19 protein-coding genes are annotated in these 19606 nt (G+C 64.9%); 14 read left to right on the top strand and 5 right to left on the bottom strand.

Annotation, left to right across the window (positions count from 1 at the left end; translation table 11 throughout):
- Window positions 1-104: 104 nt before the first annotated feature.
- Window positions 105-1772: an FAD-dependent oxidoreductase gene (locus tag NRB20_RS11400; RefSeq protein ID WP_153410296.1), complete on the top strand. Its 1668-nt coding sequence runs from the start codon at window positions 105-107 to the stop codon at window positions 1770-1772.
- Between the two features lie 104 nt (window positions 1773-1876).
- Here NRB20_RS11400 and NRB20_RS11395 read toward each other — a convergent pair whose 3' ends face one another.
- Entirely contained in the window at window positions 1877-2656 is a 780-nt protein-coding gene (locus tag NRB20_RS11395) for an acyl-[acyl-carrier-protein] thioesterase (RefSeq protein ID WP_319944755.1), read from the bottom strand.
- 200 nt (window positions 2657-2856) lie between these two features.
- On the opposite strand from NRB20_RS11395, the gene NRB20_RS11390 reads away from it, so the two are divergent.
- Genes NRB20_RS11390 through NRB20_RS11380 form a run of 3 tightly spaced genes read left to right on the top strand, consistent with a single transcriptional unit; the run spans window position 2857 to window position 7911 of the window.
- Window positions 2857-4734 (top strand): serine/threonine-protein kinase, encoded by a 1878-nt coding sequence (locus NRB20_RS11390; protein ID WP_153410043.1) that lies wholly within the window; start codon window positions 2857-2859, stop codon window positions 4732-4734.
- On the top strand, window positions 4731-6659 hold the full coding sequence (locus NRB20_RS11385) for a serine/threonine-protein kinase (protein ID WP_319944832.1): 1929 nt from the start codon (window positions 4731-4733) through the stop codon (window positions 6657-6659). Before NRB20_RS11390 ends, NRB20_RS11385 begins: the two co-directional genes overlap by 4 nt.
- Window position 6660: 1 nt before the next feature.
- Window positions 6661-7911: a DUF7373 family lipoprotein gene (locus NRB20_RS11380; RefSeq protein ID WP_153410041.1), complete on the top strand. Its 1251-nt coding sequence runs from the start codon at window positions 6661-6663 to the stop codon at window positions 7909-7911.
- Between the two features lie 37 nt (window positions 7912-7948).
- Here NRB20_RS11380 and NRB20_RS11375 read toward each other — a convergent pair whose 3' ends face one another.
- Together NRB20_RS11375 and NRB20_RS11370 are read right to left on the bottom strand one after the other, a co-directional pair.
- Window positions 7949-8995, bottom strand: coding sequence for a lytic transglycosylase domain-containing protein (locus NRB20_RS11375; protein WP_319944754.1), 1047 nt, complete (start codon window positions 8993-8995; stop codon window positions 7949-7951).
- A gap of 83 nt (window positions 8996-9078) precedes the next feature.
- On the bottom strand, window positions 9079-9366 hold the full coding sequence (locus NRB20_RS11370) for a hypothetical protein (RefSeq protein ID WP_153410040.1): 288 nt from the start codon (window positions 9364-9366) through the stop codon (window positions 9079-9081).
- A 141-nt stretch (window positions 9367-9507) separates the two neighbouring features.
- On the opposite strand from NRB20_RS11370, the gene NRB20_RS11365 reads away from it, so the two are divergent.
- Entirely contained in the window at window positions 9508-10482 is a 975-nt protein-coding gene (locus tag NRB20_RS11365) for an NADPH:quinone oxidoreductase family protein (RefSeq protein WP_153410039.1), read from the top strand.
- Window positions 10483-10615: 133 nt separating this feature from the next.
- On the opposite strand, the gene NRB20_RS11360 is transcribed toward NRB20_RS11365, so the two are convergent.
- Window positions 10616-11131 (bottom strand): Lrp/AsnC family transcriptional regulator, encoded by a 516-nt coding sequence (locus NRB20_RS11360; protein WP_040818930.1) that lies wholly within the window; start codon window positions 11129-11131, stop codon window positions 10616-10618.
- A gap of 138 nt (window positions 11132-11269) precedes the next feature.
- On the opposite strand from NRB20_RS11360, the gene hppD reads away from it, so the two are divergent.
- The 9 genes from hppD to NRB20_RS11315 all read left to right on the top strand — a co-directional run bounded on the left by hppD (window position 11270) and on the right by NRB20_RS11315 (window position 19336).
- Window positions 11270-12460, top strand: coding sequence for a 4-hydroxyphenylpyruvate dioxygenase (gene hppD, locus NRB20_RS11355; protein WP_153410038.1), 1191 nt, complete (start codon window positions 11270-11272; stop codon window positions 12458-12460).
- Window positions 12461-12499: 39 nt separating this feature from the next.
- Window positions 12500-13030, top strand: a complete 531-nt coding sequence (locus NRB20_RS11350; protein WP_153410037.1) for a DUF3558 domain-containing protein — start codon at window positions 12500-12502, stop codon at window positions 13028-13030.
- Window positions 13031-13038: 8 nt separating this feature from the next.
- A complete protein-coding gene (locus tag NRB20_RS11345; RefSeq protein ID WP_153410036.1) occupies window positions 13039-13575 on the top strand; it encodes a DUF3558 domain-containing protein in 537 nt (178 codons plus the stop codon).
- A gap of 303 nt (window positions 13576-13878) precedes the next feature.
- Complete coding sequence (gene rpsL, locus NRB20_RS11340) at window positions 13879-14253, top strand: 30S ribosomal protein S12 (protein ID WP_019049359.1); 375 nt, start codon at window positions 13879-13881, stop codon at window positions 14251-14253.
- Window position 14254: 1 nt separating this feature from the next.
- On the top strand, window positions 14255-14725 hold the full coding sequence (rpsG, locus tag NRB20_RS11335; RefSeq protein ID WP_153410035.1) for a 30S ribosomal protein S7: 471 nt from the start codon (window positions 14255-14257) through the stop codon (window positions 14723-14725).
- 181 nt (window positions 14726-14906) lie between these two features.
- Window positions 14907-17009 (top strand): elongation factor G, encoded by a 2103-nt coding sequence (gene fusA / locus NRB20_RS11330; protein ID WP_319944753.1) that lies wholly within the window; start codon window positions 14907-14909, stop codon window positions 17007-17009.
- Window positions 17010-17144: 135 nt separating this feature from the next.
- On the top strand, window positions 17145-18335 hold the full coding sequence (gene tuf, locus NRB20_RS11325; RefSeq protein WP_319944752.1) for an elongation factor Tu: 1191 nt from the start codon (window positions 17145-17147) through the stop codon (window positions 18333-18335).
- Window positions 18336-18785: 450 nt separating this feature from the next.
- Window positions 18786-19004 (top strand): DUF433 domain-containing protein, encoded by a 219-nt coding sequence (locus tag NRB20_RS11320; RefSeq protein WP_319944751.1) that lies wholly within the window; start codon window positions 18786-18788, stop codon window positions 19002-19004.
- Window positions 19001-19336, top strand: a complete 336-nt coding sequence (locus NRB20_RS11315; protein ID WP_319944750.1) for a DUF5615 family PIN-like protein — start codon at window positions 19001-19003, stop codon at window positions 19334-19336. Before NRB20_RS11320 ends, NRB20_RS11315 begins: the two co-directional genes overlap by 4 nt.
- Window positions 19337-19342: 6 nt before the next feature.
- Here the strand turns inward: NRB20_RS11315 and NRB20_RS11310 are convergent, their stop codons facing one another.
- Entirely contained in the window at window positions 19343-19603 is a 261-nt protein-coding gene (locus NRB20_RS11310; RefSeq protein ID WP_153410031.1) for a type II toxin-antitoxin system Phd/YefM family antitoxin, read from the bottom strand.
- Window positions 19604-19606: the final 3 nt, after the last annotated feature.

Raw genomic sequence — 19606 nt, 5'->3', positions numbered from 1 at the left:
GGTGGCGTCACATCCATTGCTGAGAGGCATCGGGTGTGATGCCCGTCCCGCTCCGAGCCCGGTGCGGGTACGGCCCCATGAATGTTTTCGAGGATCTGCGAGATATGGCCTATGTGATCACGCAGCGCTGTTGCGACGATGCCAGCTGCGTACCCGAGTGCCCGGTCGATTGCATTCGTCCGACTCCGGAGCAACCCGAGTTCGCGACGACCGAGCAGCTGTACATCGACCCCGACACCTGTATCGACTGCGGTGCCTGTGTGGATGCCTGCCCGGTGGAGGCCATCTTCTCCGAGGACGATCTGAGCGCGTCCCTGGCGCGCTTCGCAGAGATCAACGCCGCGTACTTCCAGCGTCACCCGCTCGAATCCAACTTCGATCCGCTGGTGACCCCGGCGCGTCCGCCGAAGGACCTGGGCACGTTGCGGGTCGCGATCGTCGGGGCCGGGCCCGCGGCCTGCTACGCCGCCGAGGAGCTGCTGCGCCGCGCCGACGTCGAGGTGGAGATGTTCGACCGCCTGCCCACCCCGTGGGGGCTGGTGCGCGCCGGTGTGGCCCCCGACCACCCGGGCACCAAGGGCGTGTCGACCATGTTCGAGAGCGCCTTCCGCCGCGACACGCTGCAATACCACCTGAATGTCGAGGTCGGTAAGCACATCTCGCACGAGGAGCTGGTGAGCCACCACCACGCGGTGATCTACGCGGTCGGCGCGTCCACCGATCGCCGCCTGGACGTGCCCGGTGAGGATCTGCCCGGCAGCCATTCCGCGACCGAGTTCGTGGCCTGGTACAACGGCCATCCGGATTACGCCGAGCGCGGCTTCGACCTGTCGGGTGAGCGCGCGGTCATCGTCGGCAACGGCAACGTCGCACTGGACGTCGCCCGCGTGCTGACCCTGGACCCGGACGTGCTGGCCAAGACCGATATCGCCGATCACGCCCTGGATGCCCTGCGGCAGAGCAACATCCGCGAGGTCGTGGTGCTGGGTCGGCGTGGTCCGCTGCAGGCCGCGTACACCTCCTCGGAGTTCATGGCGCTGGGGCATCTGAAGGGGATCGACGTCGTCATCGATCCGGCCGAGCTGGAGCTGGATCCGGAAAGCCAGGCGCTGCTGGACGATCCGGACATCGAGCCCTCGCAGCGGCTGAAATACGAACTGGCACAGGAATACGCGGCCAAGACGCCGAACCCGGCCAACAAGCGCATCGTCTTCCGCTACCTGACCTCGCCCACCGAGATCACCGGCGACGACCACGCCGAGGCGGTCGAGATCGTGCACAACGAGCTGGTCGTCGAGGACGGCCGGGTGGTGGCGCGGGCCTCGGATCGCACCGAAACGCTCTCCGCCGCACTGGTGTTGCGGTCGATCGGCTACCGCGGTCAGCCGGTGGGCGAGCTGCCGTTCGACGAGCGCAGCGGCACCATCCCGAACGAGCACGGCCGGGTCGTCGCGGACGGTTCGCATCTGCCGGGCATCTACGTCTCGGGCTGGATCAAGCGCGGTCCGCGCGGCATCATCGGCTCCAACCGGGTCGACGCCACCGAGACCGTCGAGCAGCTGCTCGCCGATTTCACCTCGGGCAAACTCCAAGCGCCGCAGGCGGATCGGGCTGCCCTGAAGACCCTGCTGGCCCAGCGTCAGCCGGATCTGGTGGACCGCGAGGGCTGGAAGTCGATCGACACCGCCGAGCGCACTGCGGGCAAGTCCGGCGGTCGTCCCCGCGTCAAACTCACCACCCGCGAGGATCTGCTCAAGGCCGCCCGGGGGTAAACCCCTTCGGGGACAAGCGAATCGGATACGCCGGAGGATTCACACCGAATCCTCCGGCGTATCCGTTTTCTACTTCGGTGTATTCGGTTGTCGCGGAAAGGATTTCAACCTAATTCCGGCAACGGGCCGATCCGCACGGTCGTGGTGGTGGTGCCGCCGACCATGAACCACAACCGCAACGCGGCCTCCCCGGTGCGGTCGCCGGTTTCGATGCGACTGCGCACGCTGACGTGCTGACGCGCCAGCACCGGCTCGATGTACTCGATGACCGCCCGATGCGGGCCCGCGACGAGCTTGGGGATATCGATCAGATAGTGCTCCACCGCCTGCCAGTACACGCTGGTGCTGATGTGGTTGTAGAGGTCGATATCGGTGGCGCGCAACGGGAACGGCAGATCGGTGTCGGATTCCGCGGGGGCCAGATCGGTCAGCCACTGCCGCCAGCGCAGCCGGGTCTCGCTGGTGGTGCGGGCCAGATGGGCCAGCCCCTGATCGCTGATCCGGGTCGGCATATTGGTCGATTCGTTGAGGTTGATCCAGAAACCCTCGGTCTCGATCAGACCGCCGTTGTCGCTGGTGATCCGCACCCGCATATTCGCCCAGCGGGTCGACATCGCCGAACACCACCGCCGCAACTCCACCCGATCCGGCCACAGAATCGGTCGCACCACGTCGATCACGGTCCGCCGCACGATCCACACCGGATCGGTCCGATGGAAGAACCCGCTCTCCAATTCCTCCCAGGCCACGTCCTGGAGATAACGGGCCACGGCATCGAGCCGCACCCGGTTGTACGGATCCACATCACCGGTCCGGACAGGCCACGACGTCGTGAAGCCGATGCCCTCCCGCGGAAGCGGGGCGAGTGGCTGTTGGAGTGACACTTGGTGCTCCTCGCGCTGCACGTTGTGCCGCGTTCTCGTGCGGTGCTTCTTCCGAATGACTTTACGGTGCGGGCGGTGCGCCGTTACGCGGAGATCGGCGTAGTCACACCCGGCATCGGTCCGGTTGCGGCGAGAGGGGGCGCGCCGCGACGGTTCGCTCGGTACCATGCCGAACAGGTACGGGAGGGGAGGCGACCGCGATGAAGCCGTTGGGGACGAACGATCCATGCAGCGCGGGACGGCATCGGCTGCTCGCGGTGATCGGTCAGGGCGCGATGGGCCGGGTGCTGCTCGGGCGCGCGCCGGACGGGCGGCTGGTCGCGGTCAAGATGGTGCATCGGCAGCTCGCGCGGAGTCCGGAGTTCCGGGCCCGTTTCCGGATGGAAGTGCAAGCGTCGCAACGGGTTACCGGCGCCTACACCGCCGCGGTGATGGATGCCGATCCCGATGCCCCCGAACCGTGGCTCGCCTCCATGTACGTCCCCGGCCCGTCGCTGCGCGAGGCCGTGGAAGAGCTCGGGCCGCTGCCGCTGGGCGGTCTGCGTCTGCTCACCGCCGGGCTGGCCGCGGCCCTGCTGGAGATCCACCGCGCGGGCATGATCCACCGCGACCTCAAACCCGCCAACGTCCTGCTCGGCGCCGACGGCCCCCGCGTCATCGATTTCGGCATCGCCCGGGCCCTGGAAACCCAGACCCAGCTCACCTCCACCGGCTCACTCATCGGCTCCCCGGCCTTCATGTCCCCCGAACAGGCCGAGGGCCACGACCTGACCACGGCCAGCGACGTGTTCTCCGTCGGCGGCATGCTGGTCCTGGCCGCCACCGGCCGCCACCCGTTTCCCGGGGAGTCGACCCCGCAGACCCTCTACAACGTCGTACACACCCGCGCCGACACCAGCGGCGTCCCACCGGAATTGCGCCCGGTGGTCGACGCCTGCCTGGACAAGAACCCGGCCCACCGCCCGACCGCGGCCCAGCTCCTCGACGTCGCCGGGCGCATCACCGCGCAGCCGGTCTGGCCGGTCGGTGTGCGGCAGCGGATCGCGGACAGTTGGGGCGAGGCGCAGCAGTGGGCGGCGCTCCCGGACACGGTGCTCGACAGCCCACCGCGACGTCGCGTCTCCCGGCGGCTGCTCGCGGGCCTGGCCGGAGTGCTCGCCGTGGTCGCCGCGGCCGGAGTCGGTGTGTACGTCCTCGAACGTCCGCAACCGAGCCCACCGGTACATCTGGCCATCACGACCGATCAAATGCGCCTGGTCGACACCTGCAAACTGCTGGGCGCGGACGTCATCGGGTCGGTCGGGTCCACGGGCGCGACGAAACCGTTCGACTCGGGGACCTGCGAAACGACGGTCCTGAGCGGCGGCGGTACCGCGAATGTGAGCCTGGAGGTCGGCGACGACCCGGTCCCCGCGAATCAGAAGAACACCGGCGATACCGCGGGCGGATTTCCGGTGCTGGATACCACCGGGGAGGGGTCGGTCTTGGGGGCACAGGCATGCAGTCGGGTGATCTTTCCGGCGGTGAGCCCGAAAGTGCCGATCGGAGTGAGTGTTTCGGGGGGCGAGAAGCAATGTGACCTGGCGACGTCGATTCTGAAGCTCGTGGTGAACCGGTTGGCGACGGCGCCGCCCATGGCAGACCTGCCGACCAACTCGATTGTTCGAATGGACCCGTGCGCATCGGTCGACGCGAAAACGATCAGTACCGCGCTGGGCGCTACCGCCGCACCCAGCGCGGCCGGTGTGCACGACTGTGAATGGACATCGCCCGATTACCAGCTTTCGGTGAGTTTGTCGGTGACCGATCAGCCCGCGAACATGGATGGAACCTATCCTCCGGATCGGGTGGAGGCCGGTTCGCTCGGGCCGTTGCAGGTCGTCCGACACACCGACACCGCGAGTCAGCCCTATTCCGCTCAATTCTCGAGCTACTACGTCGCCAACCCAGCAGCCTCGAATCAAGCCGAGATAGTGCTGGTCATCATCGACGCGAAGCCGAAGATCACCGCTGCGCAGGCATATCAGCGGATGGATCCCGTACTCGAAGCCGTTGTGACGCAACAGAGGAAGCAATGATGGACGAGCGATGGAACCCCGGTCGCGCGGACCGGATCGGACGGTATCGCCTGCTTCGCCGTCTCGGTGAGGGTGGCATGGGGGAGGTGCTGCTGGCGGTCGGTCCGGACGGGCGGCTGGTGGCCGTCAAACGGGTGCACGCGCATCTGATCGAGCAGGAGGATTTCCTGCCGCGGTTCCGGCGGGAGGTACAGGCTTCGGCACGGGTGTCCGGTGCGTTCACCGCGGCGGTTGTCGATTACGATGTGGAGTCCGAAAATCCCTGGCTTGCTTCGGTATTCGTCCCAGGAGTGCCGCTGGATCGAGCGGTGGAAAAGTACGGTCCGTTATCGGTCGATGCCATTCACGCGTTGGCTCTCGGCTTGGCGACTGCTCTGCAAGCGATTCACGCGACCGGGTTGGTGCATCGAGATCTCAAGCCCGCCAATATCATTCTCGCCGCCGACGGACCGAAGGTGATCGACTTCGGCATCGCGCGGGTGGCGGCGGAACGCTCGGATCTCACCCATACCGGGTCGATCATCGGTTCACCCGCCTTCATGTCGCCGGAACAGGCCGAATCCCAGCCGCTGACCCCGGCGAGCGACGTATTCTCCTTCGGCTCGGTCATCGCGATGGCTGCCAGCGGTAAGAGCCCGTTCGCCGGTTCATCGATGCCGCATACGCTCTACAAGATCGTCAACACCGAGCCGGATCTGTCCATGCTGCCCCCCAACGTGCGGCAACTGGTGGAACCTTGTCTGTACAAGGACCCGGCCCAGCGGCCGACGCCCGGTCAGATCATCGATTTCCTCGGCCCCTCGACCGCGTCGAGTACTCCCTGGCCGCCCGCGATTCTCCAGGCCATGCGGGAGCAGGATCAGGAATTGCGGATGCTGGTGGCGGATCCGCAGTCGACTGTGGTCGTCGACCCGAATCCGACCGCTTCTACGATGCTCGGCGGCGATTTCGACGAGGTGATCGCGCATATGTCGCGCAAACCGCCGCGACAGTTGCCTGGGCGCTGGATCATCGCCGCGTTGGTCGCGGTCGTGGCGCTGGTGGCCGGGTTGGTCACGGCGGTGGTCGGCGGTGCATTCAGTGGCGAAGATGCTGCCGCACCGGCGAATCCGCTCGAGCAGTTCAACCTGACCCGGCTGCGGCTGATCGATGTCTGCAAGGTGTTGGACGATCCGCTTCCGTCGCTCGGTGCGTGGAAACAGGATTTCCAGGCTTTGGGCTCCCACCAATGCTCCGGTGATTACGAGAAATATGTGGTATCGCTCGAGATCGCGAATATCTCGAGCGTGGAGAAATATCAGCAGGACGGTAAGAGCGTGCAGGGGGTACCGGTCGCCGAGTCGACGTTGAAAGAGACTTACGGTTGTTCACGAGCTCTCGTGGCGAAGAAAATGGATCCGCAGTTCGGACTCGTCGTAAAAATCGCGGCCCGCAAGAGTGACGACACCGAGGCGACGAAGAACGAATGCGAGCTGGCCGAACAGGCGTTGCCGAAGATAGTCGATCGGTTGCACAGGCCGCCTCAGATCGCCAATAGTCGGCATACGATCGTCCGACTGGATCCCTGTTCCGTGGTTCCTCCAGTGGCGATCAGACTGGATGTCGGGCCGCCGGTGTCCGGCGTGCTGTCCGGTCTGCATGATTGTGTGTGGGTCGGTCAGAACACACTGGATGTCTCGCTCTCGCATGAAGTCATGCCGACCGGGGATCCCATCGATCTCGGAGAATTCAAGGTGTGGCCATCGGCTCAGGACAGTAATACGCAATGCACCCGGAAGTTCGTCTGGGGAAATGTCGACAATGATTTGAGCTCGGATGTCATGGAGGTGCAAATTACGAGGGAGTCCGGCGGCACCGAGCAGATGCTGTGCAATGCGGCCGAAGCGGTTGTGAACATGGTCGCCGAACAACTCCCGCAGCCGTGACGTGCCTGACGATCTGGAGCAATGCAGTATGAAAAGACGTGTTCTGCCCACGGTTGCAGGGTGCTTCGTCGCCGTGTGCGCGCTGGTCGTCTCGGGATGTGGAACATCGGATTCGGCGAAACCCGATGTGAATCAGTGGGATACCGGTACCTATGTCACAACCCCGGCCGAATCCACGCCACAGTTACAGGATTCGGACCGCGCGCTGCTGGAGGCGTACCGCCTCGCGGACAAGGTCCTAAATCCCTACGAGGTGGATTCGAAATACGGTTTGGGTGCGATGGCCGGTCCGCTCCCGGATGCCGCGTCGGCCGCGAAATATCTGGTGCCACCTTCCGAGGCGGTGCTCACGAAACATCGGTTCGTCCAGGGGTTCTACTCGTCCGCGGCAGATAATTCGATACCCCTCGAGAACGGCCGCGGCGAGGTTCGGCAACGGGAGGGAGTATTCGTTACGGTACTTCGATTCCCCTCTGTGGATGAAGCGAAATCGGCTGCTACGGAACTCGATTCGGTCGACTTCGGCTGGAATCCGAGTAATGTCGCGGTCAGGATTCCCGGCTATCCCGATAGCTCCGCACACTGGCGGCCCACCGTGCCGACCCTTGGCAGCAGCACGCCGCACGGTATCTACGTCATCACGGTGCTGGCCGAGACGCGAAAGACCGATCTGTCGGCCCTGACCTCTATGACTCGAAAATATTTGGACGCCGAGATCCCGGTGCTCGACCAATTTGCACCGACACCGACGGACAAGTGGAACACGCTGCGGCAGGACCCGGACCATCTGCTGCCCGGCGTTCTGCACGGCCGCAAAGGTATCCAACCTCCCACTGTCGCAGGGGATCTGGTTCTCACCAGGCGCGGATACCTGAACTACACAACACGAGACGAAATGACCTACTACGTTACAGATCAGGCAGGTCGGCAGGATTCGATGCGGGACGCCGGGGTCGATCTGGTGCTTCGGAGTCCGTTGTCCACGGTGTTTCGGGCGCAGAGTGATACGAAGGCCGCCTCGCTTGTCACCGCGTACGCGAAAATTGACTCGAAAGGCTATCGGCGAGACGTGGATCCGCCGCTGGATATAACCGACGCGGTGTGTTATGAGCAGATGACGACTCCGTCGGACGGCAGATTCCGTTGTCTGGCCGCCTATCATCGATTCGCCATTCTCGTGACCGGTGATCAGCTGTACGATTTACAACAGCGCGTCACGGCCCAGTACGTGCTGCTGGTCAATTCGCAATAATGTCGTGAAGCGTGGAGCGTGGCGGCTCACGCTCTCGTCAGTAGCCGTGGTATACACCGGTCTGGTCGTAAGACACAACGCCCGGATGATTCAGTGTGCCGTACCTGTCGATCGAATAGCGGGCCCCGGCCACGATATTATCGACGGGATTCCAGATATCGGTGTGGCCGGGCGCGGCCCACCGGTTGAAGGTGCTGTCGATCGTTTGCATCAGCCCCTTCGAGGGATGGCCCTGTTGGGCGTTTATGTCGTCACCGTTGATAGCGTGCGGATTGCCGCTGGATTCGTTCTGGATGATGACTTCGAGTGCGTGCTCGTCGATCTGGCTGGGTGAGTAGCCCATGCTGATCAGAATCTGCTTGGCCTGAGCGATCCACTCTTTTTCATCACCGGATGGTGTGACCGATGGTGGGGTGTTCGACGAGGTCGAGTAGGCGATATTGCTGCCACTGTTGTGCGACGACGAGTTGTTGTTACCGTGCGAGTAATTCTGCGTCTGATGCTGCGTCGTCGAATTCTGGTTTACCGACGCGGGATTGACGTTCGCCGGAGCGGCGGAGGTGACGCAGTATGTGGGGTCGCCGAGTTTCGTATGCACCTCGTCGACAGATGTTTTCGCGCGCGTGATCTCCTGAACGAGGGTATTCGCCACGCTCTCAGCATGTTGGAGAGCGCCGGTCAGGTCCCTTTCCCGGGCGGCCGCTTCTGCGCGAATCGCGATGAAGAGCGGATCCAGCGTTTTGGGGTCGACCAGATTCTTGCCGTCCGAGCTTTTCGAATGATCGCGAAACCATTGGATCCGGGCTTCGGGGGAGACCGTGCCCTCCGGGCTGACCGTGAAGGCGGGCGAACCACCGGGCGGGGGCGTGGTCGCGATATTGCGCATGCTGATGACCTGGTCCTTGGCACTGCCGAGTTCCTTCACCCGCAGGTTGAACGCCGTTTCCAGGCCCATCAGGGCCTCACCGACCTTCGAGGCGCACGCCTTCTCGAGTTCCATCCGAGTCTTCGCCGCCGCGGCGGCGGTGCCGTCCCACTGGAGGTTCTCGATCTTGGTGGTGCTGGTCACGACGTTGGTGTCCACATCGGTGTACAGCTTGTGGATCGCGGTGGCGGCGGTACCGAGTTTGTCCGGATTCCACTTCTCCACATCGGTGATCGTCAGTGTCATACCTGCGCCTCGATCTTCTTCAGGTCGTCGGCGAACTGCTGATCGGTCATCTGCAATGCGTTGTTGACCTTTTCGACGCTGTCCGCGACCGTGGTCAGCCGTTTGCCGATGCGAGCGAGGGCGTTGTCCACCGAGGTCTTGGTCTGGTTGCAGATGTCGCTCCAGCCCGTGCCGGGTAGTGCGTCGGACGCGTCGCCGATACCGGACTGGAGTTTGGTGATCGCCCCGGCCTCGTCGCGTAGATCTCCCACAAAGGATTTCAGCGCCCCGACGTCGACGTTCATCGTGGTTTCCGGTGCCAAGACATTCCCCCTTGCTCCCTGAGTTCAGCGGGCACCAGCGTAGCAAGACATGCTCCCGTGGACACCCGCCCGCGAAGACCGGTTAACTTGTTCGGACAGGTGTCGGACGACAGGAGTCGATTCATGCGTGCAGCCCAGGTGAGCAAGCTCGAGGGGCCGGAAGCCATCGAGGTCGTCGATATTCCGGAGCCGCAGGCGTTTGCCGGTGGTGTGGTTATCGATGTGCACGCGGCGGGTGTGGCCTTCCCGGACGTGCTGATGACCCGGGGGCTGTACCAGCTCAAACCGCAGATGCCGTATGTGGTGGGTGGCGAGGTCGCCGGTGTGGTGCGGTCCGCGCCGGAGGATGCGCACGTGAAAGCGGGGGATCGGGTGATCGCGTTGACGATGCTCGGTAACGCGCTGGCCGAGGTCGCGGTGACGCCCACGCAGATGGTGTTCCGGCTGCCGGACAACATCTCCTTCGAGGCGGGCGCCGGCATCGTGTTCAACGATCTGACCGTGCACTTCTGCCTGCGCAATCGCGGTCGGCTGGCGGCGGGCGAGTCGGTGCTGGTGCACGGCGCGGCCGGTGGCGTGGGCACCTCGACGTTGCGGATGGCCGCGGCGCTGGGCGCGGGCCGGGTGATCGCGGTGGTGAGCACGCCGGAGAAGGCCGAGGTGGCGCGGGCCAACGGGGCCACCGATGTGGTGCTCACCGACGGCTGGCTGGCCGCGGTGAAGGAGTTGACCGGCGGTCGCGGGGTCGACATCGTGCTGGATCCGGTCGGCGGCGACCGCTTCACCGACAGTGTGCGTTCGCTGGCCGCGGGCGGTCGGCTGCTGGTGGTCGGGTTCACCGCGGGTGAGATCCCCACGGTGAAGGTGAATCGCCTGCTGCTCAAGAACGTCGAGGTGGTCGGTGCGGCCTGGGGCGAGTGGGTCACCACGCACCCGGGCTACCTGCAGGAACAGTGGGCCGAGGTGGAACCGCTGCTGGCGTCCGGAAAGATCGCCGCGCCGCTGCCGGTGCTGTACCCGCTGGACCGGGCCGCGGATGCCGTTGCGTCCCTGGACAATCGGACCGCCACGGGCAAGGTCGTCGTCACGATCCGCTGATTCCGGCCGACACGAAGTGACCGGTCCGGACATGCTCGCCGGTCGCGGATGCCGAGCGGTCGTGCGCGGATCTCTCGCCGGTCCCGAAGTCGTTCGGGCGCACCGTGAGACGAGTGGAGCCGCGCCCGACCGCTCAGCTGTGCCGGTACGCCGGGGCCTTGCTGGTTCCGGTGGGTGTGAGGGTGCGCAGCAGCGGCAGCGTCCGGCTGGGCACGACCGTGGACAGCACGATCACACTGTGTGATCGCACCACCGCCGCGCTGCGGTCGATACTCAGCAGCACCGATTGCAGTCCGGCGTGGGAATCCGCGCCGATGCGGCACAGCACGTCCTGTGAACCGGTGGTCGCGTACGCCTCGAGCACGCCCGCGATGGCCTCGAGATCCGCGGCGACGGCATCCAGCGCACCCTGGGCGATCTCCAGGGTGACGAAGGCCTGGACGTCGAAACCCGCTGCGGTGACATCGATGTGGGGATCGTAGGAGGCGATCACCCCCGCCTCCTCCATCCGCGCGATCCGCGACTGGACCGTCGCGCGCGCGACCCGGGTGCGGCGCGACAACTCCAGGATTCCGGCCTTCTGATATTCATGCATGGCGGTCAGGATCGCCAGGTCCAGCTCGTCCAACCTGGTCTCGGTGCGGCCCATCGGTACTCTCCCACGTCGATCCGGTGTTCTAGACAAATTGTCCAGCACGAACGCCGTTTCGGTGGCGCAATTCGCCATCATGTCCATCGAATTTCAATGATATTGCCCAGCAGCCCGTGCAGGCGATTACCTGGTGGCATGACTACCGAAACCGCCCCGGTGGGCACCCGCGAGGAACCGTCGGACACCCAGCTGATCGGCCTGGTCGAACACGACGCCGCCCGGGACCCGTTCCCGGTGACCGGCTGGGACGCGCTGGTCTGGGTGGTCGGCAACGCCACCCAGTTCGCGCACTACCTGCAATCGGCGTTCGGGATGCGGCTCGAGGCGTACTGCGGTCCGGAGACCGGCGTGCGCGATCACAAGGGATTCGTATTACGCAGTGGCAGTGCGCGTTTCGTGGTGACCGGCGCGGTGGATCCGGACAGTCCGCTGCTCGCGCACCAGGCCCGGCACGGCGACGGCGTCGTCGATATCGCCCTCGAGGCGCCCGATGTGGACCGCTGCGTCGCATGGGCGCGTTCGCAGGGCGCGCGGGTGCTGGTCGAACCCCACGACGACGCTGACGAATTCGGCACGGTCCGCTCGGCCACCCTGGCCGCCTACGGCGAAACCCGGCACACCCTGGTCGACCGCTCCCGCTACTCGGGCCCGTACCTGCCCGGCTATGTGGCCCGCGAATCCACCTTCGTGCCCCGCCCCGACGCCCCGCGCCGACTGTTCCAGGCGGTGGATCACGTGGTCGGCAATGTCGAACTGGGACAGATGGATCGGTGGGTCGACTACTACCGCCGCGTCATGGGCTTCACGAACATGGCGGAATTCGTCGGTGACGACATCGCCACCAACTATTCGGCGCTGATGAGCAAGGTCGTCGCCAACGGCAACCACCGGGTGAAGTTCCCGCTGAACGAACCGGCGTTGGGCCGCAAGCGATCCCAGATCGACGAATACCTGGAGTTCTATCGCGGACCGGGCGTCCAGCACATCGCCCTGGCCACCGCCGACATCCTCGGCACCGTCGACATCCTGCGCCGCGAGGGCGTGGAATTCCTCGACACCCCCGACGCCTACTACGCCGATCCCGAACTGCGCGCCCGGATCGGACACGTCCGCGTCCCCGTCGAGGAACTGCACGCGCGCGGCATCCTGGTGGACCGCGACGAGGACGGCTATCTGCTCCAGATCTTCTGCCGTCCCCTCACCGACCGCCCCACCGTCTTCTTCGAACTCATCGAACGCCACGGCTCCCTCGGTTTCGGCAAAGGCAACTTCAAAGCCCTGTTCGAGGCCATCGAACGGGAGCAGGAAGCCCGCGGCAACCTCTGACCCGGCGGCCGGACGCGATCAACAACTACACTTCGGCGCATGCGGAGGATGACGTCGGCAATCGTCACGGGGACTGCGATCGCAGCGCTGTTGACGGCCTGCGGATCGGGGGGCGACTCCAACGACAACCCGTCGGTGCGGCCGCCGATGAAGGTGGCCGCGCTCGGGCCGTTCGTCGGCGAGTGCGGCGGCGTCACCGATGACGAGGTGCGCGACATCGGCGGCCTGGGGCAGATCTCGGCGACGTACAAGAATTCGGTCGGCTGCAACTGGCAGGCGTCCGGAATAGGCGGCGCGAGTGTCACTTTCGCGTCGTATCGGGGCAGTCCGCTGGGTCGTGAGCGGGCGTGGGTGACCGCGCAGGGCCGCAATCCCGAAACCATCGACGTCGGCGGGCACAGCGGTTTCCAGGACGCGACGGCCAACGGCGACATCTGCGACCTGGCCGTGCAACTCGGTGACGACTTCTTCGAATGGTCCACCTCCAGCGGCCTTTTCAGCTCGGGTAACGCCGATCCGTGCGCGAAGAACCGCAAGCTCGCCGAGCTGACCGTGCAGCGATTGAAATGAGGAGCTCGATGAAGGCTCGGTCCGTTCTCGTCGCCGCGCTCGCGCTGGTCGTCGGCGTGTCGGTCGGTGGTTGCGGCAAGACCGTCCCCGGTACCGCCCAGCCCGCCGGCAGCGGCACCGGCGTCAACACGAAGTTCGACAAGCTGCTGCGCGAATGCGATGTGGTGAAGAACGACGACATCGTGAAGACGACCGGCGCGCAGGCGGCGACGGGTTCGTTCAACGGCGCGGTCTGCATGTGGAGTCTGGAGGGCACCCCCAGCGGCGACGGCATGGTCACGTTGAACTGGTACGAGATGGGATCGCTGACCAACGAGAAGGCGACGAACGACAAACTCGGCTACAGCTCCAGCAATGTGAACGTGCAGGGCCGCCGCTCCCTGCAGATCCGCCGCCCCAACGACACGGATTCGTGCGGGGTGATGACCCCCGCCGCGGACACCGGCGTGGTCGGCTGGTGGGTCAACTATCACCCGGGCGGGCACGGGGATCCGTGCGTGGCGGCGCAGAAGCTCGTCGAGCTGACGGTGAACCTGTCGCGGTGACCCCGACCTGCGTCGGAGTGTCCCGGACGGGACCCGTTTTTGCCCCTCGCCGCGCCGACGAGTATCGTGGATCGCTGTGCCCGGAGCGTGCGGGCAAGTTTGTGTGCAGGACGTAAGCCAGCGAAAGCGGCCGAACGTTCAGACATGCCCGAAAAACGGGCCCTGATCTGCGCGCGACACGCCCGACCTCGGGACGCGAGTGACGCGATCCGGGCGAGCGGGTGAAGGCTCGACAACAGACACGTGAAAAGAACAGACACATGAAGTTCCAGACACCTGGTAACTAACGAGGAAAGCCGGTCTATGCCAACCATCAACCAGCTGGTCCGCAAGGGTCGTCGCGACAAGGTCTCCAAGACCAAGACCGCGGCCCTCAAGGGGAGCCCGCAGCGTCGTGGCGTGTGCACCCGCGTGTACACCACGACCCCGAAGAAGCCGAACTCCGCGCTGCGCAAGGTCGCGCGTGTTCGCCTGACCAGCGCGGTCGAGGTCACGGCGTACATCCCCGGTGAGGGCCACAACCTGCAGGAGCACTCGATGGTGCTCGTCCGCGGCGGTCGTGTGAAGGACCTTCCCGGTGTGCGCTACAAGATCATCCGTGGCTCGCTCGACACCCAGGGTGTGAAGAACCGCAAGCAGGCTCGCAGCCGCTACGGCGCCAAGAAGGAGAAGAGCTGATATGCCACGCAAGGGCCCCGCACCCAAGCGTCCGCTGATCAACGACCCGGTCTACGGGTCCCCGCTGGTCACCCAGCTGGTCAACAAGATCCTGCTGGACGGCAAGAAGTCCACCGCCGAGCGCATCGTCTACGGCGCGATGGAGCAGGCACGCGAGAAGACCGGCACCGATCCGGTCGTCACCCTCAAGCGTGCGCTGGACAACGTCAAGCCCGCCCTCGAGGTCAAGCCCCGTCGTGTCGGTGGCGCCACCTACCAGGTGCCGGTCGAGGTCCGTCCGGGCCGCGCCAACACCCTCGCGATGCGCTGGCTGGTCAGCTACTCCCGCGCCCGTCGTGAGAAGACCATGATCGAGCGCCTGGCCAACGAACTCCTCGACGCCAGCAACGGCCTCGGCGCTTCGGTGAAGCGTCGCGAGGACACCCACAAGATGGCCGAGTCCAACCGGGCCTTCGCGCACTACCGCTGGTGACCCACCGCCCGGCCCCCGCAAGGTGCCGGGAGGGTTGGTCGCAGCCGGGCGCGGCACTCAACGGCCGCGTCCGGCGTTGTACAGACAGAACCCCCGACAGAGTCGAATCTCCCGGCTCACCGCCGGGTTGTTCCCGAATCCCAACTAGCTGATCGCTACAAGCAGAGCGGGGAAGATTTCCGTGGCACAGGACGTGCTCACCGACCTCAACAAGGTCCGCAACATCGGCATCATGGCGCACATCGATGCCGGTAAGACCACGACAACCGAACGTATCCTCTTCTACACCGGTATCACCTACAAGATCGGTGAGGTCCACGACGGCGCGGCCACGATGGACTGGATGGCGCAGGAACAGGAGCGCGGCATCACGATCACGTCGGCCGCGACGACCTGCTTCTGGAACGACAACCAGATCAACATCATCGATACGCCCGGACACGTCGACTTCACGGTCGAGGTGGAGCGCTCGCTGCGCGTGCTGGACGGCGCAGTTGCGGTCTTCGACGGCAAAGAGGGCGTTGAGCCGCAGTCCGAGCAGGTGTGGCGGCAGGCCGACAAGTACGACGTCCCGCGCATCTGCTTCGTCAACAAGATGGACAAGCTGGGCGCGGACTTCTACTTCACCGTGCAGACGATCAAGGATCGCCTGGGCGCGCGGCCGCTGGTCATCCAGCTGCCGATCGGTGCGGAGAACGACTTCGAGGGCATCGTCGACCTGGTCGAGATGAACGCGAAGATCTGGAAGGGCGAGACCAAGCTCGGTGAGTCCTACGAGACCATCGAGATCCCGGCCGATCTGGCCGAGCGCGCCGAGCAGTACCGCCAGGAGCTGCTCGAGACCGTCGCCGAGTCCGACGAGGCGCTGCTGGAGAAGTTCTTCGGCGGCGAGGAGCTCTCGGTCGAGGAGATCAAGGGCGCCATCCGCAAGATGACCGTCAACTCCGAGCTCTACCCGGTGCTGTGCGGTTCGGCGTTCAAGAACAAGGGCGTGCAGCCCATGCTCGACGCCGTCATCGACTACCTGCCCAGCCCGCTGGACGACGGCGGCACCGACGGCATCGTCCCCGGCAAGGAGGACGAGGTCCTGCACCGCGAGGCGAGCGTCGACGAGCCGTTCGCGGCGCTGGCGTTCAAGGTCGCCACGCACCCGTTCTTCGGCAAGCTGACCTACGTGCGCGTCTACTCGGGCAAGGTCGCCTCCGGCGCCCAGGTCATCAACTCGACCAAGGGCAAGAAGGAGCGTCTGGGCAAGCTGTTCCAGATGCACTCCAACAAGGAGCAGCCGATCGATGAGGCCCAGGCGGGCCACATCTACGCGGTCATCGGCCTGAAGGACACCACCACCGGTGACACCCTGTGCGATCCGCAGAACCAGATCGTGCTCGAGTCGATGACGTTCCCGGACCCGGTCATCAAGGTCGCCATCGAGCCCAAGACCAAGGCCGACCAGGAGAAGCTGGGCACCGCGATCCAGAAGTTCGCGGAAGAGGACCCCACCTTCAACGTGGAGCTGGACCAGGAGACCGGCCAGACCGTCATCGGCGGTATGGGCGAGCTCCAGCTCGACATCTACGTCGACCGGATGAAGCGCGAGTTCAAGGTCGAGGCCAATATCGGTAAGCCGCAGGTGGCCTACCGTGAGACCATCACCAAGCCGGTCGAGAAGCACGAGTACACCCACAAGAAGCAGACGGGTGGCTCGGGTCAGTTCGCCCGCGTGATCATCGCCCTCGAGCCGTTCGTCGGCGAGGACGGCGCGTCCTACGAGTTCGCGAACAAGGTCACCGGTGGCCGCGTGCCCAGGGAGTACATCCCCTCGGTGGACGCCGGCATCCAGGACGCCATGCAGTACGGTGTCCTCGCCGGTTACCCGCTGGTCAACGTGAAGGCGAGCCTGCTCGACGGCGCGTACCACGAGGTCGACTCCTCGGAAATGGCGTTCAAGATCGCCGGTGCGCAGGCGTTCAAGGAAGCCGCTCGCAAGGCCGGTCCGGTGATCCTCGAGCCGCTGATGGCCGTCGAGGTCACCACGCCCGAGGAGTACATGGGCGATGTGATCGGCGACCTCAACTCCCGCCGTGGTCAGATCCAGGCCATGGAGGAACGCAGTGGTGCCCGTGTCGTCAAGGCGCTGGTTCCGCTCTCGGAGATGTTCGGCTACATCGGTGACCTGCGGTCCAAGACCCAGGGCCGGGCGAACTTCTCGATGGTGTTCAACTCGTACGCGGAGGTTCCGGCCAACGTGTCCAAGGAGATCATCGCCAAGGCGACCGGCGAATAGTCCGATCGGGGGCAGGTGGCACACTTGTCCCCATCAGCCGGGAGTCCGTAGTACCCCCAATTCTCCGCACCAGCGGGGATTGATCCCAAGCACTGCTGCAACTGCAAGCACCAACAAGTCCAGGAGGACCCAAAAGTGGCGAAGGCGAAGTTCGAGCGGACGAAGCCGCACGTCAACATCGGCACCATCGGTCACGTCGACCACGGCAAGACCACGCTGACGGCGGCTATCACCAAGGTTCTGCACGACAAGTACCCGGACCTGAACGAGAGCTTTGCGTTCGATCAGATCGACAAGGCTCCCGAGGAGAAGGCTCGTGGTATCACGATCAACATCTCCCACGTCGAGTACCAGACCGAGAAGCGGCACTACGCGCACGTCGACGCGCCGGGTCACGCCGACTACATCAAGAACATGATCACCGGCGCCGCGCAGATGGACGGCGCGATCCTGGTCGTGGCCGCCACCGACGGCCCGATGCCGCAGACCCGTGAGCACGTGCTGCTCGCCCGTCAGGTCGGCGTGCCCTACATCCTGGTCGCGCTGAACAAGTCGGACATGGTCGACGACGAGGAAATCCTCGAGCTCGTCGAGATGGAGGTCCGCGAGCTGCTGGCCTCGCAGGAGTTCGACGAGGACGCGCCGGTCGTTCGCGTCTCGGGCCTGAAGGCGCTCGAGGGTGACGCGAAGTGGGCCGAGTCGGTGCTCGAGCTGATGGCCGCGGTCGACGAGTCGATCCCGGACCCGGTTCGTGAGACCGACAAGCCGTTCCTGATGCCGATCGAGGACGTGTTCACCATCACCGGTCGTGGCACCGTCGTCACCGGTCGTATCGAGCGCGGCGTGATCAACGTGAACGAGGAAGTCGAGATCGTCGGCATCCGCCCGACCACCACCAAGACCACGGTCACCGGTGTCGAGATGTTCCGCAAGCTGCTGGACCAGGGCCAGGCGGGCGACAACGTCGGTCTGCTGGTTCGTGGTATCAAGCGCGAGGACGTGGAGCGCGGCCAGGTCGTCGTGAAGCCGGGCACCACCACCCCGCACACCGAGTTCGAGGGCCAGGCGTACATCCTGTCGAAGGACGAGGGCGGCCGCCACACCCCGTTCTTCAACAACTACCGCCCGCAGTTCTACTTCCGCACCACGGACGTGACCGGCGTCGTGACCCTCCCCGAGGGCACCGAGATGGTCATGCCCGGCGACAACACCGAGATGAGCGTCAAGCTGATCCAGCCGGTCGCCATGGAAGAGGGCCTGCGTTTCGCGATCCGCGAGGGTGGCCGCACCGTCGGCGCCGGCCGCGTCACCAAGGTCATCAAGTAAGACCTTCTCCCGGTAGCACCGCTCACTAGAGCAACACGACAAGGGCCGTTCCCCTCCGGGGGAGCGGCCCTTCGTCATGTTCGGGTCGCACACGGCTTCGGCCCGGTTATCCGATTGACCGAGCAGCGGAATTTCCGCACTGTGTGGGTATGGCTCATGAGCGCGAATTCGCGGTGATTCGGGAATGTGACACTGCGTGGTTCTGGTCCACAGGGCATCAGATTGCCGAACACGAAGCCGACGAAGACCTGGCCGCAGGTCGGTACAGGATCTTCGATGACGCGGAATCCTTTCTGGCCGACTTGGCCGCCCTCGCCGCGTCCGGCCCGGGTCCGGTGTGGCCTGGTCGATGAGTATCATGGCGAAGCCTGGCCCGGGGCTGACTCGAGTCACCGGTGGCCGAGCGCATGACGGCGATTTCGGCTGGCGAGTGGCCGGTATGCTTGCCTGGTGACCAGGATTACGTTCGATCCGAATCAGCTCGGAGGCAGACCTTGCATTCGTGGTATGCGGATCAGGGTGCGGGACGTGCTCGAGCTCTTGGCTGCCGGTGAGACCGAGGATTCGATTCTCGAGGACTACCCGTACCTCGAGCGGGATGACATTCGCGCCTGCCTGTCCTTCGCGGCCGCGGAATCGGATCATCCCATTCTGCGCACTGCCTCGTGAGGTTCCTGATCGACGCTCAGCTGCCTCCGGCGCTGGCGCGAGCGATAACAAGCGAGGGGTACGACGCCGTCCATGTGCGTGATATCGATCTGACCTCTGCGTCGGATCACGCTGTATGGGCCGAGGCATCGCTTCGTGGTGCCGTAATCATCACGAAGGACGAAGATTTCGTGATGATCGCTCGTATACGAGATGAGACGTCAGCACCTGCCGTGGTCTGGATCCGAATTCGGAACTGCTCGAAGAAGGCGCTGCTCGAAGCAGTCGTTCCGATCCTGCCGACCGTTGTCACGATGGTCGAAGCTGGTGAGAAGGTTATCGAAGTGCGTTGAAACCCCTCAACGGCGTTGCTCGTCGATCAGTTCGGTCACCGAGCCATGGCCCTGGATCGGTTCGGGTTCGGGTGCGGGCTCCTTGGGCCTGCGCGCCGGTTGAACGCGCCCTTCGGCACGTAGCTGTTCCAGCCGAGTCGGTCGCTCGACCGGGACTATCCGAGCGATTGGCGTTCCATGATCGGTAACGGTGAGGATATGACCGGTTCTGACCTCTGCCAGGTGGTGGCTCAGGCCATCTCGAAGTTCGCGTATTTCGACGTCCATCGC

Source organism: Nocardia macrotermitis (genome assembly GCF_009604405.1).
Taxonomy (GTDB): domain Bacteria; phylum Actinomycetota; class Actinomycetes; order Mycobacteriales; family Mycobacteriaceae; genus Nocardia; species Nocardia macrotermitis.
The sequence above is the reverse complement of the archived record's forward strand: the minus strand, read 5'-3'. Positions and strand labels throughout refer to the sequence as shown.

Bases quoted from the DNA above. Each gene is read 5' to 3' on its own strand.
- NRB20_RS11310 (WP_153410031.1), bottom strand. From the start codon at position 19,603: ATGGACGTCGAAATACGCGAACTTCGAGATGGCCTGAGCCACCACCTG.
- rpsG (WP_153410035.1), top strand. From the start codon at position 14,255: ATGCCACGCAAGGGCCCCGCACCCAAGCGTCCGCTGATCAACGACCCG.
- NRB20_RS11390 (WP_153410043.1), top strand. From the start codon at position 2,857: ATGAAGCCGTTGGGGACGAACGATCCATGCAGCGCGGGACGGCATCGG.
- NRB20_RS11385 (WP_319944832.1), top strand. From the start codon at position 4,731: ATGATGGACGAGCGATGGAACCCCGGTCGCGCGGACCGGATCGGACGG.
- NRB20_RS11370 (WP_153410040.1), bottom strand. From the start codon at position 9,366: ATGAACGTCGACGTCGGGGCGCTGAAATCCTTTGTGGGAGATCTACGC.
- NRB20_RS11360 (WP_040818930.1), bottom strand. From the start codon at position 11,131: ATGGGCCGCACCGAGACCAGGTTGGACGAGCTGGACCTGGCGATCCTG.
- NRB20_RS11400 (WP_153410296.1), top strand. From the start codon at position 105: ATGGCCTATGTGATCACGCAGCGCTGTTGCGACGATGCCAGCTGCGTA.
- hppD (WP_153410038.1), top strand. From the start codon at position 11,270: ATGACTACCGAAACCGCCCCGGTGGGCACCCGCGAGGAACCGTCGGAC.
- NRB20_RS11345 (WP_153410036.1), top strand. From the start codon at position 13,039: ATGAAGGCTCGGTCCGTTCTCGTCGCCGCGCTCGCGCTGGTCGTCGGC.
- NRB20_RS11350 (WP_153410037.1), top strand. From the start codon at position 12,500: ATGCGGAGGATGACGTCGGCAATCGTCACGGGGACTGCGATCGCAGCG.
- NRB20_RS11365 (WP_153410039.1), top strand. From the start codon at position 9,508: ATGCGTGCAGCCCAGGTGAGCAAGCTCGAGGGGCCGGAAGCCATCGAG.
- rpsL (WP_019049359.1), top strand. From the start codon at position 13,879: ATGCCAACCATCAACCAGCTGGTCCGCAAGGGTCGTCGCGACAAGGTC.